Annotated in this window: 13 protein-coding genes and 2 tRNA genes; 9 read left to right on the top strand and 6 right to left on the bottom strand. The window is 69.4% G+C overall.

The genetic code is table 11. From position 1 onward, the window contains the following. Positions 1–167 precede the first annotated feature (167 nt). The 4 genes from OG395_RS21770 to OG395_RS21755 all read left to right on the top strand — a co-directional run bounded on the left by OG395_RS21770 (position 168) and on the right by OG395_RS21755 (position 3422). Entirely contained in the window at positions 168–1310 is a 1143-nt protein-coding gene (locus OG395_RS21770; protein WP_327244451.1) for an SDR family oxidoreductase, read from the top strand. 119 nt (positions 1311–1429) lie between these two features. Next, positions 1430–1891 carry a molybdenum cofactor biosynthesis protein MoaE gene (locus OG395_RS21765; RefSeq protein ID WP_327244450.1) on the top strand — a complete coding sequence of 154 codons (462 nt, stop codon included), beginning with the start codon at positions 1430–1432 and terminating at the stop codon, positions 1889–1891. A 127-nt stretch (positions 1892–2018) separates the two neighbouring features. After that, complete coding sequence (locus OG395_RS21760) at positions 2019–2189, top strand: hypothetical protein (protein ID WP_266981728.1); 171 nt, start codon at positions 2019–2021, stop codon at positions 2187–2189. 144 nt (positions 2190–2333) lie between these two features. Further along, the gene (locus OG395_RS21755; RefSeq protein ID WP_327244449.1) at positions 2334–3422 is read left to right on the top strand and encodes a YlbL family protein; all 1089 of its coding nucleotides are present in this window, start codon (positions 2334–2336) and stop codon (positions 3420–3422) included. A gap of 53 nt (positions 3423–3475) precedes the next feature. Here the strand turns inward: OG395_RS21755 and OG395_RS21750 are convergent, their stop codons facing one another. Further along, complete coding sequence (locus tag OG395_RS21750) at positions 3476–4045, bottom strand: PPA1309 family protein (protein ID WP_266981724.1); 570 nt, start codon at positions 4043–4045, stop codon at positions 3476–3478. 127 nt (positions 4046–4172) lie between these two features. Here OG395_RS21750 and OG395_RS21745 point away from each other — a divergent pair, with 127 nt between their 5' ends. The 4 genes from OG395_RS21745 (at position 4173) to OG395_RS21730 (ending at position 9799) form a co-directional block, all read left to right on the top strand. Continuing rightward, a complete protein-coding gene (locus OG395_RS21745) occupies positions 4173–7034 on the top strand; it encodes a UPF0182 family membrane protein (protein ID WP_327249411.1) in 2862 nt (953 codons plus the stop codon). Between the two features lie 54 nt (positions 7035–7088). After that, positions 7089–7162: transfer RNA gene (locus OG395_RS21740), tRNA-Met, on the top strand. Positions 7163–7374: 212 nt separating this feature from the next. Next, the gene (locus tag OG395_RS21735) at positions 7375–9456 is read left to right on the top strand and encodes a sel1 repeat family protein (protein WP_327244448.1); all 2082 of its coding nucleotides are present in this window, start codon (positions 7375–7377) and stop codon (positions 9454–9456) included. Between the two features lie 269 nt (positions 9457–9725). Beyond that, positions 9726–9799: transfer RNA gene (locus OG395_RS21730), tRNA-Met, on the top strand. Positions 9800–9865: 66 nt separating this feature from the next. On the opposite strand, the gene OG395_RS21725 is transcribed toward OG395_RS21730, so the two are convergent. From OG395_RS21725 to OG395_RS21710, 4 genes are all read right to left on the bottom strand, one after another. Further along, positions 9866–10999, bottom strand: coding sequence for an ABC transporter substrate-binding protein (locus OG395_RS21725; RefSeq protein WP_327244447.1), 1134 nt, complete (start codon positions 10997–10999; stop codon positions 9866–9868). A gap of 44 nt (positions 11000–11043) precedes the next feature. Further along, the gene (locus tag OG395_RS21720) at positions 11044–11919 is read right to left on the bottom strand and encodes an ABC transporter permease (RefSeq protein ID WP_327244446.1); all 876 of its coding nucleotides are present in this window, start codon (positions 11917–11919) and stop codon (positions 11044–11046) included. Then, positions 11916–12725 carry an ABC transporter ATP-binding protein gene (locus OG395_RS21715; protein WP_327244445.1) on the bottom strand — a complete coding sequence of 270 codons (810 nt, stop codon included), beginning with the start codon at positions 12723–12725 and terminating at the stop codon, positions 11916–11918. The genes OG395_RS21720 and OG395_RS21715 overlap by 4 nt, the downstream gene beginning before the upstream one ends. Before the next feature lie 538 nt (positions 12726–13263). Continuing rightward, positions 13264–13683 (bottom strand): Fur family transcriptional regulator, encoded by a 420-nt coding sequence (locus tag OG395_RS21710; protein ID WP_266981714.1) that lies wholly within the window; start codon positions 13681–13683, stop codon positions 13264–13266. A gap of 151 nt (positions 13684–13834) precedes the next feature. On the opposite strand from OG395_RS21710, the gene OG395_RS21705 reads away from it, so the two are divergent. After that, positions 13835–15304: a catalase gene (locus tag OG395_RS21705; RefSeq protein WP_327244444.1), complete on the top strand. Its 1470-nt coding sequence runs from the start codon at positions 13835–13837 to the stop codon at positions 15302–15304. A gap of 81 nt (positions 15305–15385) precedes the next feature. Here OG395_RS21705 and OG395_RS21700 read toward each other — a convergent pair whose 3' ends face one another. After that, a complete protein-coding gene (locus OG395_RS21700; protein ID WP_266981710.1) occupies positions 15386–15787 on the bottom strand; it encodes a CBS domain-containing protein in 402 nt (133 codons plus the stop codon). Positions 15788–16482: the final 695 nt, after the last annotated feature.

Genomic DNA, 16482 nt, shown 5'->3' with positions numbered 1-16482 from the left:
GCCGGCTCGAACCGACGGCGACTGCCCGACATCACCATCCAGCGTAGACACCATGTCCGCTCAGGGCCTCAGTGCTCCGCCGGGTCCCGGCCTGCGGCAGGATGGACGCCACCTGGTACGTACGCGTCATTCGGGTACGTACTGAAGACAACCGCTGGAGACGCCCGGTGAGTTCCCCAGATCCTCAGGTTCGCGCAGCGCGAAACCTGGCTGACCCTTCGCCCGAGAGCACGCCCTCGAAATGCCGCTCCAAGAGCCGCGGCCCCGTCGTCGCGGTCACCGGTGCCGCGACCGGCGTCGGTGAGCTGCTCACCGCGCGCCTCGCGGCATCCGAGGAGATCAAGCAGGTCATCGCCATCGACGAGCGCCGAGGCGAGGTCTCCGACGCGACCTGGCACATCCTCGACGTGCGCGATCCCGCCATCGCCGAGAAACTGCGCGGCGCAGACGTCGTCGTCCATCTGGCACTCGATCTCGACCTGGAGACCGACGCCGCCGCCCGTACCGCGTACAACGTCCGCGGCACCCAGACCGTGCTGACGGCCGCCGCGGCCGCCGGGGTCCACCGGGCCGTGCTCTGCACCTCGGCGATGGTCTACGGGGCGCTGCCCGACAACGACATCCCGCTCGCCGAGGACGCAGAGCTGCGTGCCACGGCCGAGGCCACCGGTGTCGGTGACCTCCTGGAGATCGAACGGCTCGGCCGCCGCGCACCTCGTGCCCACCCCGGGCTCAACGTCACCGTGGTCCGCCCCACCGTTCTGGTCGGCGGTACGGACACGGCGCTGACCCGCTACTTCGAGTCGCCGCGCCTCCTCGTCGTCGCCGGATCGCGCCCCACCTGGCAGTTCTGCCACGTCGACGACCTGGTCACGGCCCTCGAGTACGCCGCGCTGGAGAAGATCGACGGGGAGTTCGCGGTCGGCTGCGACGGCTGGCTGGAGCAGGAGGAGGTCGAGGAGCTCAGTGGTGTACGCCGGATGGAGCTGCCCTCCGCCGTCGCACTCGGCGCCGCAGCCCGCCTGCACCGGATCGGTCTCACCCCGTCCCCCGCGGGCGACCTCGCGTACACGATGCACCCCTGGGTGGTCAGCGTGAGCCGACTGCACGACGCCGGCTGGCGTCCCCGGTGGACCAACGAGGAGGTGCTCGCCGCGCTCCTCGAAGAGGTCGAGGGCCGCCACACCGTCGCCGGACGCCGGCTCGGCCGCAAGGACGCCACCGCCGCCGGTGCCGCCGGTGCGACCGTCGCGCTGCTCGGCACCGCCGCCCTGGTCCGTCGCGCCCGCAAGGCGCGCCGTCGTATCTAGGCCCCGTCGTCGACCCACCGTCTGCCGGGCGGGGCTGTAGAAGGCTCCAAGGCTGCCGACGGTCCGCCGGTGGAAAGGGCTATTCCGTGATGTCAGTGCGGTACGGCACCATGGGCGGCATGGCACCCACCCACGACCACCCCGGTGAGCAGGCGGCACAGGACCCGATCCGGCTGCTGGAGATCCGCGGGACACCGCTGTCGGTCGACGAGATCTTCCGCGCCGTCGGAGACGACGCCGCGGGCGGCACCGCGCTCTTCGTCGGCACGGTGCGTAATCACGACGGCGGACAGGACGTCGGCGCGCTCGGCTACTCCTGCCATCCGTCGGCGCAGGACGAGATGCGCCGGGTGGCCGAGAAGGTCGTGGCCGAGTTCCCGGTCCGGGCGCTGGCGGCGGTACACCGTGTGGGTGAACTGGAGGTGGGAGATCTGGCTGTCGTCGTCGCCATCTCCTGCCCGCACCGCGCGGAGGCGTTCGCGGCGTGCCGCAAGCTCATCGACGACCTCAAGCACGAGGTTCCGATCTGGAAACACCAGCGGTTTTCCGACGGTACGGAGGAGTGGGTCGGCGCCTGCTGAGCTCAAACCCAACCAGCGGTCATCCGCCCCGATTTGCGTAACCGCACCCCTGCCATGAGCGTTGATTCTGCAGATGGCTAATCTGCTGATCGGCAGTTGCGGTCGCTCATGGGGTAGGGAGGTCGTCATGGCAGCACTCGCCTGGTTGCTGATTCCGCTTTTCGCTGCTTTCGGCGCTGCGATATGGGGGAGCTGGGCCGCCAGAAATCGCACGACCGGCGATGTCACCGAACTCGCCGGGTATGCCCGGTTCCGTGAGGCGATGGAGAAATCTCACTCCGGTTCCGACGCTGCCTGAGGCAGCACCGCACGTACGCAGTCGCCAATCCGCATCGCGGCGCCGACTGCCCCGCCGATCGGCAACAGCAGCGCACCCGCCCCTCCGCCCCTGACGGACCGGCCCCAGCGGTGCACTGACAGACCCTTCCCGTACTGTCGTTCCATGCCACGCCGCACCGCGACGATGCTCGCCTCCACACTGATCCTCATCGCGCTGCTCTGCGCAGGTGTGCTGATGAAGGTGCCGTACTCGGAGATGTCTCCCGGCCCGACGGTGAACACGCTCGGCAAGGTCGGCGGAGAACCGGTCCTGCAGATCTCCGGGCGCAAGACGTACAAGACGTCCGGCAACCTCAATATGACGACGGTGCGGGTCACGGGCGCCGACTACAACATGAACCTCGTCGAGGCCGTCTACGGCTGGCTCGCCCACGACACGGTCGTCGTCCCGCACGACACGCTGTATCCGAACGGCAAGACCGAGCAGCAGTCGACGCAGGAGAACGCCGAGGAGTTCAGCCAGTCCCAGGAGAGCGCCAAGGTCGCCGCCCTGACCGAGCTGGGCATCCCGGTGACCTCGCGCGTCGTGGTCTCCACGGTGATCAAGGACAGCCCCGCGCAGGGCAAGCTGCACGCGGGCGATGTGATCAAGGCTGTCGACGGTACGGCGGTCAAGCAGCCCGAGGACGTCGCGAAGCTCGTCACCAAGCACAAGCCCGGCGAGAACGTCACGTTCACGGTGATTCCGGCCAAGACGGCGGCCGCCGCCGAGAAGGCCGGCAAGGAGCCGCAGGGTTCCGAGAAGATCACCATCACGACGGCGAAGGCGGCCAAGGAGAACCGGGCGATCGTCGGTATCCAGGCCGGGACGGACCACACGTTCCCGTTCCGGATCGACATCAGGCTCGCCGATGTGGGCGGCCCGAGTGCCGGCCTGATGTTCTCCCTGGGCATCATCGACAAGCTGACACCCGGCCAGCTGACCGGCGGCAAGTTCATCGCGGGCACCGGCACCATCGACGACCGGGGCAAGGTCGGCCCGATCGGCGGCATCAACATGAAGCTGGTCGGCGCGCGCAACGCGGGCGCCAGGTACTTCCTGACGCCGGACGACAACTGCAAGGCCGCCGCGTCCGACACTCCCGCCGGGCTCACGCTCGTGAAGGTCAAGACGATCGACGACGCGAAGAAGTCGCTGGAGAAGATCCGCACGGGGGACACGGCCGCTCTGCCGAGCTGCTCGGCAGGCTGACCGCGCCCCCCACGACCACGGCGGACGCGATACCGCCCGCCGTGGTCGGACTCTCAGGACTCGAACGTGGCGGCCAGCGCCTCGGCCAGCCCCGGTACCAGACCCGCGCCGGTCAGTACCTCACTCGGGGAGTCCTTCTCCCGGAGCCGTACGGCGGACTCCCGTGCACCGTTGCGCAGGACGGCCACGGTCATCCGCACCTCCTGCCGGTCGGGGTGCCGGGCGACCCACTTCGTCAGCTGGGCGTCACTGAGCCCGTCCGGTACGGAGGCCTCGGCGGACGGCGGCAGCATCAGGCGCTCCACCGTCATCGCGCATCCGGCCACCGCGTCGGGCCAGGCAATGGTGGCGAGGAACTCGTCCAGCGCCTTTCCGCGGGGGATCTCCTCCTGCTCGATCGGGGTGAGTGCGGCGGTCGTGGACTCCGGGCTGTCGAGACCGAGCTGGGCGGCGAGCCCCGGCTCCTGGGCGCGCAGCTTGGCGGTGTCGACGAGAGCGAAGAGCCGGGCGGGCTGGTCCCAGCCGAGGCCGGCGGCGTACTCGTCGATTTCGAGCACGGCGACGGTGAGGGGGCTTGCGGCCATCGGGGGGCCTGAGGGGGAAACGTTGGGCATGCCCAACATCCTGCCTCCTTCCGCCCCGGGAACGGGAACTAGGTAAAGCCTCAGTAAGTTGCATAGGTGGGCTCTACGATCGCTGGGCCCGTTTCACACGACCGCGAACTTCGAGGTGCGCACGTTGGCTTTCCAGATGCCGGACCGCGGCGGAGGCCCGACCGGGCCACGGATCAGAGTCGGCCGCCCGTCCCGGCGCGCCCGTACCCTGCTCATGACACTCGGCGTCCTGGCGATTCTCGCCATGGCGTTCGTCATGTTCGCCGGGTTCTGGACGGACTGGCTCTGGTACCGGTCGGTCGCCTATTCATCCGTCTTCACCACCACCCTGTGGACCAAGATCGGACTGTTCCTCGTCTTCGGACTGCTGATGGCGATCGCTGTCGGCCTGAACATCTGGCTCGCGCACCGGCTCCGGCCGCCGCTGAGCGCGATGTCGCTGGAGCAGCAGAGCCTGGACCGCTACCGGATGAGCGTCGCCCCGTTCAAGAAGTGGGTACTGCTCGCGGTCACCGCGCTCGTCGGGCTGATCGCCGGGGCGTCCGCATCGGGCCAGTGGCGCACGTGGCTGATGTACGTGAACGGCGTGGCGTTCGGGCAGAAGGACCCCCAGTTCCATCTGGACGTCTCCTTCTACGCCTTCGACCTTCCGTGGTATCGATTCCTGCTGGGCTTCGGCTTCGCTGCCACGGTGCTCTCGCTGATCGCAGCCGCGCTCACCCACTACCTGTACGGCGGGCTCCGCGTCACCAGCCCCGGCGCGCGGGCGACCGGTGCGGCCACCGGCCATCTGTCGGTGCTGCTCGGCGTCTTCGTCTCGCTGAAGGCCGTGGCGTACTGGCTCGACCGGTACGGGCTGGCGGTGAAGTCCAGCGACTTCAAGGCGACGGACAACTGGACCGGCCTGCGGTACGTCGACGCCAACGCCTATCTGCCGGCGAAGACGATCCTGTTCTGCATCGCCGCGATCTGCGCCGTGCTTTTCTTCGCGACGCTGTGGCGCCGCACCTGGCAGCTCCCGATGATCGGCTTCGGTCTGATGGTGCTCTCCGCGATCCTGATCGGCGGTCTGTACCCGGCGATCGTGCAGAAGTTCCAGGTCCAGCCGAACGAGCAGGCCAAGGAAGCCCCGTTCATCCGGAAGAACATCCAGGCGACGCGTGACGCGTACGACATCGACGACGCCCAGGTGAACGACTACTCGGGCAAGAGCACCACGACGGACGACGCGAAGCTGCGCGCGAGCGCGGACGACGCGGCGAGCTACCGGGTGATGGACCCCAACGTCGTCTCCCCGGCCTTCCAGCAGCTCCAGCAGAAGCGCAACTACTACCAGTTCCCCAAGACACTGGACGTCGACCGTTACAAGGACGCCACCGGCAAGGACCAGGACACGGTCATCGGTCTGCGCGAGCTCAACCTGGACGGTATCCCCAAGCGCAACTGGATCAACGACCACTTCACGTACACCCACGGTTACGGCGCCATCGCCGCGCGGGGCACCACGACGGGCAAGAACCCGAAGGGGTCCCCGGACTTCACCGAGTCGGGTCTGCCGACCACCGGCGAGCTCGGCACGTACGAGCAGCAGATCTACTACGGCGAGAAGACCGAGCAGTACTCCATCGTCGGCGGGCCCCAGAAGGAGCTCGACTACGAGGAGGACGGCGAGCAGACCACCAGCTACAAGGGCAACAGCGGAGTCAGCCTCTCCAACGCGTTCAACCGCGCCGCGTACGCGGTCTCGTTCAGCGAGCCGCAGATCCTCTACTCGGGGGCCATCGGCGAGGGTTCGCGGATCCTGTACAACCGCACGCCCAAGGAGCGCGTCGAGGCGGTCGCCCCGTGGCTGACCATCGACGGCGACGCGTATCCGGCCGTGGTGAACGGCCGCATCCAGTGGGTCGTCGACGCGTACACCACCACCAACGGGTACCCGTACGCCTCGCGTACGACGCTCGGTGACACCACGGCCGACTCGCTGACCACCAACCAGCGCGCGGTCGTTGCCCAGCAGAACCAGGTCAACTACATCCGCAACTCGGTGAAGGCCACCGTCGACGCGTACGACGGCAAGGTCAAGCTGTACGAGTGGGACACCAAGGACCCGGTCCTCAAGACCTGGCGCAAGGCGTTCCCGGGGACGGTGGAGCCGCGGGCCGACATTCCGCAGGACCTGATGGCCCACCTGCGGTACCCGCAGGACCTGTTCAAGGTTCAGCGCGAGCTGCTCACCCGCTACCACGTCACCAACCCCGCACAGTTCTACAGTGGCAGTGACGCGTGGCAGGTCCCGGACGACCCGACCAACAAGGAGTCCGGCGCCGTCCCGCCGTACTACCTGAGCATAAAAATGCCGGACCAGCCGGCTCAGAAGTTCTCACTGACCACGACGTTCACCCCGAAGGGGCGGCCCGACCTCGGGGCGTTCATGGCGGTGGACGCGGATGCGGCCAGCAAGGACTACGGCACCATAAGGCTGCTCAGAGTCACCACGACGGTGAAGGGCCCCGGGCAGGTGCAGAGCGAGCTCAACGGCAACGACGACGTCGCCGAGTTCGTGAGAAACCTCAAGGGAACCGACTCCGACATCGAGTACGGCAACCTGCTGACGGTGCCGCTCGACGGGGGCTTCCTCTACATCGAGCCGGTCTACACGCGTGGTGGCACGCAGAACTATCCGCTGCTGCGCAAGGTGGCTGCCTCGTACGGCTCGAAGACCGTCTTCGAGAACAGCCTCGGGGAGGCGCTCAACGCGGTCTTCGGGGTGGACGGCACCGAAACCACGCAGCCGCCGGGCGAGACCACGAAGCCACCTGCGGCCACCGGTGACGCCGCGCTCAAGCAGGCGATCGCGGATGCGCAGAAGGCCTATGCGGACGGTGAGGCGGCCCTGAAGAAGCAGGACTGGAGCGCCTACGGCAAGGCCCAGGCCGATCTGCAGGATGCGCTGAAGCGTGCGGCGGAGGCCGCGCCCAAGGCGGACAAGGGCAGCTGAGCAGCTGCCGGTAAAGCCCCACCCCCGCGTCGTGGTACGGTTTGAACACAACGACGCGGGGTGGAGCAGCTCGGTAGCTCGCTGGGCTCATAACCCAGAGGTCGCAGGTTCAAATCCTGTCCCCGCTACTGAAAGATGAAGGCCCGGATCCTTTCGAGGATCCGGGCCTTCGTCGTGCCGTGAAACCTTCCCATGTGGTGGGCGTTAAGTGCGGTTCGCTGGGCGCGAGTTGGGCCCGGACGTGTTTGACTTATCTCTCTGTGGGCATGTCGACAAAACGCTGAAGTGACCTCACTGGCCGCGGTATACCAGGTGTACGCGGGTTGCAGGTGGTGGGACGATGGTATTTATGGGGGACAGGGCAACTCTGTTGGAGACAGGGCGGTTTGTGCAGCGGCACGTCCATGGGATGGAAAACGTGACGGACGCGGCTTTTGTCGCTGACGCTGCGGGCAGCGCCGTGACCGTTGAGAACGCCGAGACCGTGGAAGGCGTCGAGGTCGCGGGGGCGGCCGGGACCACGGGAATCGCCGGGACCGCGGCGGCTTCCGGCGGCGCCGAGAGCACGGAGAGCGCCGAGACCGAAGCGCGGCACCGCCGCGCCGCCGACGCCGGGGACACCGCGTCCATGAGCGTCCTCGGCGCACTGCTGCTGCGCCGTGGTGATCTGAACGGCGCCGAGCCCTATCTGCGGGGAGCCACGGCCGACGGCGACCGGGCCGCCGCCAACAACCTGGGCGTTCTCCTCCATCAGCGAGGCTATGCCGACGAGGCGGCCGGCTGGTGGCGCATCGCAGCCGTCGCCGGTTCCGCCGCCGCCGCGCACGCCCTGGGCCGCCACTACCGCGAGCGAGGCGACGAGCCCGGCGCCGAGTACTGGCTGCGCCAGTCCGCCGAGCAGGGCCATGCGCTGGGCGCGTACGCCCTCGCCGACCTGCTGGAACACCGCAGTGACGTCGGCGCCGAGCGCTGGTTGCGCGCCGCCGCCGAGCAGGGCCACCGGGAGGCCGCTTACCGCCTGGCACGCGCCCTGGAGCGCAGGGCCGCCGACGACCCGCACGACGCTTTCGGCCGTCCCGGAGCGGATGCGGGGCTCGGGATGGGCATGGGGCCCGGTCCGGGCGCAGCCGGTGGTCCCGTGACCGGTACACGTAACGCGGCCGGGGCTGCCGCGCGCAAGGACGACGGACCCGTGGCCGGTTCCGCCGCGGGGCGGGCAGGTGAGGCCGAGCAGTGGTACCGGCAGGCCGCCGCGCGCGGACACCGTCGCGCCGCCCTGCATCTCGGCGCCATCCTCGAACGGCGCGGCGAGCTGAAGGAGGCCGGCCGCTGGTACCTCACCTCCGCCAAGGGCGGCGAGGCACGGGCCGCCTGCGCGCTCGGCTTCCTGCTGCGCGATGCGGGCGACGAGGAGAGCGCCGCCGTGTGGTGGCTGCGCGCCGCCCAGGACGGTGACGGCAACGCCGCCAACGCCCTGGGCGCCCTGCACGCCGCCCGCGGCGAGCAGCAGACCGCCGAGCGCTGGTACCGCGCCGCCATGGACGCGGGCGACGTCAACGGCGCGTACAACCTCGGACTGCTCTGCGCCGCCCAGGACCGTACGCCGCAGGCCGAGCAGTGGTACCGCCGTGCCGCGTACGCCGGTCATCGCGAGGCCGCCAACGCACTGGCCGTGCTGCTGCTCCAGGCGGGGGACGCGACCGGTGCGGAGCCCTGGTTCTCCAAGGCCGCCGAGGCGGGCAGCGTCGACGCCGCCTTCAACCTCGGCATCCTGCACGCAGGGCGCGACGAGGACCGGGCAGCGCTGAGCTGGTACGAGCGGGCCGCCGCCGCCGGGCACACCGAGGCGGCGCTCCAGGTCGGCATGGCGCTGCTGCACCACGGCGAGGAGCAGGAGGCCGAGCGTCATCTTCGCTGCGCCGCGGGCGGCGGCAGTGCCGAGGCCGCCTTCCGGCTGGCCGGGGTGCTGGACTCGCGGCAGCCGCCGCCCGGACCGCCCGCGCTCGGCGAGCCGATGCCGGAGAAGACCGAGTGCGAGGAGTGGTACGAGCGGGCCGCCGAGCAGGGGCACCGCCGCGCCCAGGTGCGCGTCGGCATGCTTGCCGCGGCTCGCGGCGATGTGGACAGCGCCGCCCGCTGGTACCGCGAGGCGGCCGAGGCGGGCAGCCGCAACGGGGCCTTCAACCTCGGGCTGCTCCTCGCCCGCGAGGGCAGCGAGCGCGAGGCCGCGTTGTGGTGGAGCCGTGCCGCGAACGACGGGCACGGGAGGGCCGCGCTGCGCCTCGCCCTGCTCGCCGCCCGCCGCGGCGAGCTCACCGAGGGGCAGCGCTGGTGCGCCCGGGCGGTCGAGCTGGGCCCGGCGGAGGTCGCCGAGCGGGCGGCACGGCTGCGCGAGGCGCTGCACCAGGAGCTGACCGCGTAGGGGGCGCCAGGGGTGCGGTACGGGGCGCGGCGCCGGTCGTAGCGCCCCACGTCCGAGCCGGTGCAGGGCCGCCGGGCATGCCGCATGCCACGGGATGTGCCGGCCGGTCCGGCGCCGTACCACGCGGTCAGTCCGGTCACCCGCGATCCTTCCCGAGCCCCCGGCCCGCTGTGCGGGTCGGCATGCCGAGTCGCCGGCAGGGCCCCGCGCCCCTCCACCGAAACGGATTTGCGCTGGTCGGGGGCGTCACGTAAAGTTGTGTTCATCGACGCGGGGTGGAGCAGCTCGGTAGCTCGCTGGGCTCATAACCCAGAGGTCGCAGGTTCAAATCCTGTCCCCGCTACTGAAGACAGAGGGCCGGATCCTTTTACAGGGATCCGGCCCTCTGTTCATGTCCGGGGCCTTCGCCTCAGAGCGTGTGGCCCACCGCCTCCCCGTACATCGCCCGGTCGACGGCCTTCTCCTCCGGCACCGGCTTGCCGGCCGAGACGCCCGCATCGCGGTACGCCTGCTGCAGGCGGTCCGTCGTGCCCTTCCGGATCTCCCAGTCCATTCGCATCGACGGAGTCGACCGCAGCGTCGCCTCGTCGATCTTCATCAGCTTCGCCAGTTCCGCGACGAAGGCGGGATCGGACTTGTAGTCCCCGGAGAAGTAGGTGTTCACCGTGCGGATGTAGGCGCGGAGGAAGGCGACGCCCGCGTCCGGGTCCTTGGTCAGCAGCGTCGGGCCGAAGAGCAGGCCGCCGAGCGGTTCGCCGAGCGGCTGGCCGCCGAGGAACGCGTACTTCTTGTCGCCGTCGACCTTCCGCCAGACCGGGTCGAGCAGCCAGGCGGAGTCCACGCCCCCGTTCTGTAGAGCGGTCAGCACATCCGCCGAGCCGAGCTGCTGGAAGCTGATCTTGTCGAGCCCGCCGCCGTGCTTCTTCAGCGACGTGTCCATCGGGTACGCGATGACCGACCCCTTGCCGATCATGGCGCCCATCCTCCGGCCCGCCATGTCGACGTGACCGGCGCTCTCGCCCTCCTTGAGGCGGACCCACAGTCCGCTCTTCGAGGTGGGGTCGGGGGAGAAGTTCCCCGCCACCCACTTGATGTCGAAGCCGCCGTTGATGCCGTTCATCACGGCCGCCTCGGGGGCCGCCCACTGGGCGTCGACATCGCCCTTGGCAAGCAGCGGCAGGGCGTCCGGGGTGGGGAGCACCCTCAGTTCGACGGTCAGGCCTTCCTTCGCGAACTCGCCCTTCGCGACGGCGACCTGGAGCGGAGCAACGTACTCCGCGCTCAGGGTGCCGGTCGCGACGGTGATCTTCCGCTTCTTCGCCAGCGGCTGCGCGGCGGGCGCGCCCTTGTCGCAGCGGGCAGGTTTCCGGTCCGGTGCCAGATCGGCCGGGTCGGTCCAGCTGCCCGTACCGCAGCCCGTGACGGGCTTGACGGTGCGTGGCGCGGCAGCGGCGCCGGTGTCGTTCCCGGCGCAGCCCGCCGCGGCGACCAGTGCTGCCGCGACGAGCGCGACGGTGCGGGTGAGAGGGGTACGTGTACGCACAGTGCCTCCGTACGGGGAACTCGATGGAGCAGGGGAGGTGCCGTTCACGACTGGCCGCGTCCGCGGTCGCGCGGCGCCCACGGGGTGAGCAACCGTCCGGCGATCCGCACCACTTCGGAGAAGACGACGCCGAGTACCGCCACACAGACGATGCCGACGAACATCACGTCGTTCTGGAACAGCGCCCGGGAGTCGAAGATCAGATGCCCGAGCCCGTCCGCCGCGGCGATCTGCTCGGACGCCACGATCACCAGGACCGCCACCCCCGCCGCGATCCTTGCGCCGACCAGCACCGCGGGCAACGAGGCGGGCAGCAGCACATGCCGGAACATCTGCCAGGGCGAGGCGCCGAAGACCTGGCCGGCGTCGCGGTGACCCGCCGGGACGGCGAGGACGGCAGCCATGGTGGAGATCCAGACGAAGAAGAAGACCGTGGCGGCGACCAGCGCGAGCTGCGGCCCCTCGCCGAGGCCGAACATATTGAGGAAGACCGGCAGCAGAGCCAGCTTCGGTACGACGTACAGGGCATCGAGCAACGGTTCCAGCGCGGCTCGTACGAGGGAGAGCGCCCCCATCAGCAGGCCGAGCGCATATCCGGTGACGGTGCCGATAGCGTAGCCGCCGAGGACCCGTTTGAGCGTGGCCCACACATCGGGCCACAGCTCGCCGTCGGCCGCGCGGTCCCAGCCGTCCGCGAGGATGGTGGACGGGGCCGGATAGACCCGGTCGTCGATCCAGGACTGCGCGGCGGCCAGCTGCCAGAGCAGGACGAGGAGCAGGGGTACGGCGACGGCGAGCGCCAGCTCCAGGGCGCGACGCCTGCGATGGGTGCGTACGGGATGCAGCTCCTGCGGGCCCGGCCTGCGCACCAGGACGGCCCCACCGCCTTCCTGACGTGCGCGTTTCACTGCTGTGCTCATGCCGGGGCCACCTCTCTGCGGACCTCGCCGCGCAGCAGCTCCCACAACTCGCTCTTCAGTGCGATGAATTCGGGCGCCGAACGGACGTCGCCGGTGCGCGGCCGGGCGAACGGCGGTCGGCGCTCGGCGATGATCCGGCCCGGCCTGGCGGACATCACCAGCACCCGGTCGCCGAGCACGATCGCCTCCTCCAGGCTGTGGGTGATGAAGAGCGTGGTGGTACGGGTGGTCTGGGTGAGGTCCAGCAGTTCGTCCTGCAGGATCGTCCGTAGCTGGGCATCGAGCGCCGCGAACGGCTCGTCCATCAGCAGGAGTTCGGGTTCGACCGCGAGGGCGCGGGCGATGGCGACGCGCTGCCGCATCCCGCCGGAGAGCGCAGCGGGGTAGGCGCCGGCGAACTCCGCGAGCCCCATCCGGGCGAGCCAGTCGCGCGCCCGGGCGTCGCCCTCCTTGCGCGGCACGCGCTGGATGTCGAGGCCGAACCGGACGTTGGCGAGGACGGTCTTCCAATCGTGGATCCCGTAGTCCTGGAAGATCATCGCGGCCGGGCGGGGTGATGCCGTACGGATGGATAGTTCGCCCGCGCTGGGGCGGAGCAGTCCGGCGGCGATCCTCAGCAGCGTGGACTTCCCGCAGCCGGACGGGCCGACGATGCAGGTGAACTCACCCGGCGCGATGTCGAGATCGACCGGGCCGAGGGCGGTGAGGGTCTTGGCGCCGCGCCCGAACGAACGGGTGAGCGCCTGTGCCCGGAGCTTCGGGGTGGCGGGTGCGGGTGGGGATGTGCTCGGGTGCGGATCTCCCACGGGTCTCTCCTCGTGCGGTCGAGGTGTGGATCCGCCGCGGGGCGGACGCGATCGCCGCCGACGATATGACGACCCGTCAGATTCGGGAAGGGGGTACGCGCGGGATGGGTGTGCCGCACATCTGGGTCCCCGGGACGCACGGTTCTCGGCGCACCTGCGGCAGCTTGTCCGACGGTTCGGCCGACCGCCGCCGCTGGACGCGCCCGTGGGGCGGAGCTCGCGTCCGGGAATGCGGGGATTCGCCGCTCGCTGCAGGTGGATCCGCCCGGTCGGCGTCCGGGGAGGAGGCTGCCGCCGCAGGAGCGGCGGTCGGCGGGTGCTCGTTCGCGCAGGACCGGGCCGTCCCTCATCGGGGAGTCGGCGGCCCCGATCATGACGCTGCGGTCGATGCGCAGCTCCTCGCCGGCCATCTGCCGGGCGCCGGGGCCGGGCGGCGAGCATCGTCGGCACCAGGTGCGGTCCGGTGCTCAGGTCCTGGGGTGTCGGCATGCGAAAGGCCCGGTGCGAGTGTCGCTCGCACCGGGCCTTTCGCGGCGTCTCAGGCCGTTGCCGCGCAGTTCGGGCAGATACCGCGGTACGTCACCTCGACATCGGAGACCGTGAAGCCGAAGCGCTCGTCGGCCGGCAGGTCCGCCAGCGGATCGCCCGCCGGGTGCACGTCACGGATGGCGCCGCACCGGGCGCAGACCAGGTGGTGGTGGGGGCGGTGTGCGTTCGGGTCGTACCGCTTCGCGCGGCGATCCGTGGAGACCTCGATGACCTCACCGAGGGTCACCATCTCGCCGAGCGTGTTGTAGACGGTGGCGCGGGAGATCTCCGGCAGCTTGGCGACGGCCCGGGCGTGGACCTCGTCGGCCGTCAGGTGCACATGGTCCCCGTCGAGGACCTCGGCCACGACACGCCGCTGCGCAGTCATGCGCCAGCCGCGTCCGCGGAGCCGTTCCAACAGGTCACTCATGGAAGCAAGCCTAACAGTGAGGGGACCCTGGTCCCGAATGGGTGTGACTTTAGATGTTCACTTGACTTGGACTTAGTCCATTGTAGGATCGGGATCGGCATACGCCAAGGGACAGGCTGTGCGGACATCAGGACATGACGGATGTACAGGAATGACGCAGGAGGCGCACGTGACGCAGGGACCGCTCACCACGGAGGCCGGCGCGCCGGTGGCCGACAACCAGAACAGCCAGACCGCGGGCGTCGGCGGTCCGGTCCTGGTACAGGACCAGTCGCTCCTGGAGAAGCTCGCGCACTTCAACCGTGAGCGCATTCCGGAGCGCATCGTGCACGCCCGTGGCGCCGGTGCGTACGGGACGTTCACGCTGACCCGCGACGTCTCGCAGTGGACGCGGGCGAAGTTCCTCTCCGAGGTCGGCAAGCAGACCGAGACGTTCCTGCGCTTCTCCACCGTCGCGGGCAACCTCGGTTCCGCCGACGCGGTGCGTGACCCCCGCGGCTTCGCGCTGAAGTTCTACACCGAAGAGGGCAACTACGACCTCGTCGGCAACAACACCCCGGTGTTCTTCATCAAGGACGCCATCAAGTTCCCGGACTTCATCCACACCCAGAAGCGCGACCCGTACACCGGCTCGCAGGAGGCGGACAACGTCTGGGACTTCTGGGGTCTCTCGCCCGAGTCCACCCACCAGGTGACCTGGCTCTTCGGTGACCGAGGCATCCCGGCCACGCTGCGTCACATGAACGGGTACGGCTCGCACACCTACCAGTGGAACAACGAGGCCGGCGAGGTCTTCTGGGTCAAGTACCACTTCAAGACCGACCAGGGCATCAAGAACCTCACCCAGGCCGAGGCCAACAAGCTCGCCGGCGAGGACCCGGACAGCCACCAGCGCGATCTCCGTGAGGCGATCGAGCGTGGCGACTTCCCGTCCTGGACCGTGCAGGTCCAGATCATGCCCGCGTCCGAGGCGGCCACCTACCGCTTCAACCCGTTCGACCTCACCAAGGTGTGGCCGCACGCGGACTATCCGCCGATCGAGATCGGGAAGCTGGAGCTCAACCGCAACCCGGAGAACATCTTCGCGGAGACCGAGCAGTCGATCTTCAGCCCCGCGCACTTCGTGCCGGGCATCGGCCCGTCCCCGGACAAGATGCTCCAGGGCCGCCTCTTCGCGTACGGCGACGCCCACCGGTACCGCGTCGGCATCAACGCCGACCACCTGCCGGTGAACCGTCCGCACGCCACCGAGGCACGGACGAACAGCCGTGACGGCTACCTGTACGACGGCCGCCACAAGGGTGCGAAGAACTACGAGCCCAACAGCTTCGGCGGTCCGGTCCAGACCGATCGTCCGCTGTGGGAACCCACCACGGTCACCGGTGAGATCGGTACGCACGAGGCACCGAGCCACGCCGAGGACAACGACTTCGTGCAGGCCGGAAACCTCTACCGGCTCTACTCCGAGGACGAGAAGGCGCGCCTGATCGACAACCTCGCCGGGTTCATCGCCAAGGCCTCGCGCGACGACATCGCCGAGCGCGCGATCAACAACTTCCGTCAGGCCGACGGCGACTTCGGCAAGCGATTGGAAGCGGCGGTCCAGGCCCTGCGCGCCTAGTACCGGCTCTCCCGCCAACGATGGGCCTGTCCCCCTTCACCGAGGGGGGCAGGCCCATCGGCCGTACGTAAGTGGAGGAACTCAGCCGACCAGCTCCACCGGGTGGCGCCGGGCGGGTGCCCAGCAGCGGATGATGTCGCGGACCGAGACGATGCCGACAGGCCCGTGGTCGTCAAGCACGATCAGATGACGGAATCCGCCGTGCGTCATGGCCTCCGCGGCCTCTTCCAGGGTCCAGCTCGGCGCGGCGAAGACCACATCGTTGGTGGTGTGGGTGGACGCGGTCTCGGTATCGGGGTTCTGGCCGGAGCCGACCGAGTTCAAGATGTCGCGCTCGGTGAGAATTCCGATCCCGCTGGTGTCGCGGTCGAGGACGACCGCTGCCCCGATGCGGCGTGCCGACATCAGTTGGGCCGCCTGGCGGAGCGTATGAGTGGGGCCGATAGTGAGGACCATCGTGCTCATGGCGTCACGGACGAGCATGAAGGGAGCCACCTCCTTCGTGAAGCGACTGCGTGAGCCGATTCACAAGTTCACAAGTGGGGGGACTCTCAGCGTTGCATCCCTGGGGGAGTCCAACAAGGGGTGCGTGGAGATCATTCGAGGGGCGCGCGGAAGTGCATCACACGCCCCTCGGGGTCCGCATGCGTCGTGACGGCCCGGGACCAGTAGCGCTGGTATTGAACCGTCGCTCCGGCGGGATGCGGCATCGCTCTGCAACATGCCGGAGAGATGCGCGGTTGTGGGCGTCATTGGTCGTCGTCGGCCATCGTCGGCCTCCCTGGGACGGCCCACAGACGACTCCGGCCGGCCGGAGTCGTCGGGTGCGTCTGTGTAGATGCAGGCCGGTGTCCTGGGATGATCCTGGAGTCATATCCGATTCCCGGCTTGTGGCTGTGCACCCGCGGTCGCCCACGGTGGCCGGTGATGGCTCCCACGGCGCCCGGGGCAATGGTGAGCCTTCTGGATCGCGAATACCGCAGCGCCCTGAAGGGGAGCAGGACCCAAGGGATTGATGGGGTTGCCCGCAATCAGGATTTCTCAACTAGGTTGCGCCGAGCAACGATTGCGAGGCGGCGCTTCAGGATCGACCGGTGATATTCGCCCGGGACTTGGGAACGAGGAAGCCCCGGTGATCTCGGCAAGTGCCGCCGATGTCGCCGACCCGTCAGCCGCCG

Source organism: Streptomyces sp. NBC_01320 (assembly GCF_035974375.1).
Lineage (GTDB): Bacteria > Actinomycetota > Actinomycetes > Streptomycetales > Streptomycetaceae > Streptomyces > Streptomyces yanii.
Note: the sequence above shows the minus strand (reverse complement) of the source record. Positions and strands in the feature narration are given on the sequence as shown.

What these genes read in the sequence shown, in the direction of transcription:
- OG395_RS21710 (WP_266981714.1), bottom strand. Translation starts at nt 13,683, where the DNA reads ATGAGTGACCTGTTGGAACGGCTCCGCGGACGCGGCTGGCGCATGACT.
- OG395_RS21735 (WP_327244448.1), top strand. Translation starts at nt 7,375, where the DNA reads ATGGTATTTATGGGGGACAGGGCAACTCTGTTGGAGACAGGGCGGTTT.
- OG395_RS21705 (WP_327244444.1), top strand. Translation starts at nt 13,835, where the DNA reads ATGACGCAGGAGGCGCACGTGACGCAGGGACCGCTCACCACGGAGGCC.
- OG395_RS21750 (WP_266981724.1), bottom strand. Translation starts at nt 4,045, where the DNA reads ATGTTGGGCATGCCCAACGTTTCCCCCTCAGGCCCCCCGATGGCCGCA.
- OG395_RS21760 (WP_266981728.1), top strand. Translation starts at nt 2,019, where the DNA reads ATGGCAGCACTCGCCTGGTTGCTGATTCCGCTTTTCGCTGCTTTCGGC.
- OG395_RS21700 (WP_266981710.1), bottom strand. Translation starts at nt 15,787, where the DNA reads ATGCTCGTCCGTGACGCCATGAGCACGATGGTCCTCACTATCGGCCCC.
- OG395_RS21745 (WP_327249411.1), top strand. Translation starts at nt 4,173, where the DNA reads ATGCCGGACCGCGGCGGAGGCCCGACCGGGCCACGGATCAGAGTCGGC.
- OG395_RS21720 (WP_327244446.1), bottom strand. Translation starts at nt 11,919, where the DNA reads ATGAGCACAGCAGTGAAACGCGCACGTCAGGAAGGCGGTGGGGCCGTC.
- OG395_RS21765 (WP_327244450.1), top strand. Translation starts at nt 1,430, where the DNA reads ATGGCACCCACCCACGACCACCCCGGTGAGCAGGCGGCACAGGACCCG.
- OG395_RS21755 (WP_327244449.1), top strand. Translation starts at nt 2,334, where the DNA reads ATGCCACGCCGCACCGCGACGATGCTCGCCTCCACACTGATCCTCATC.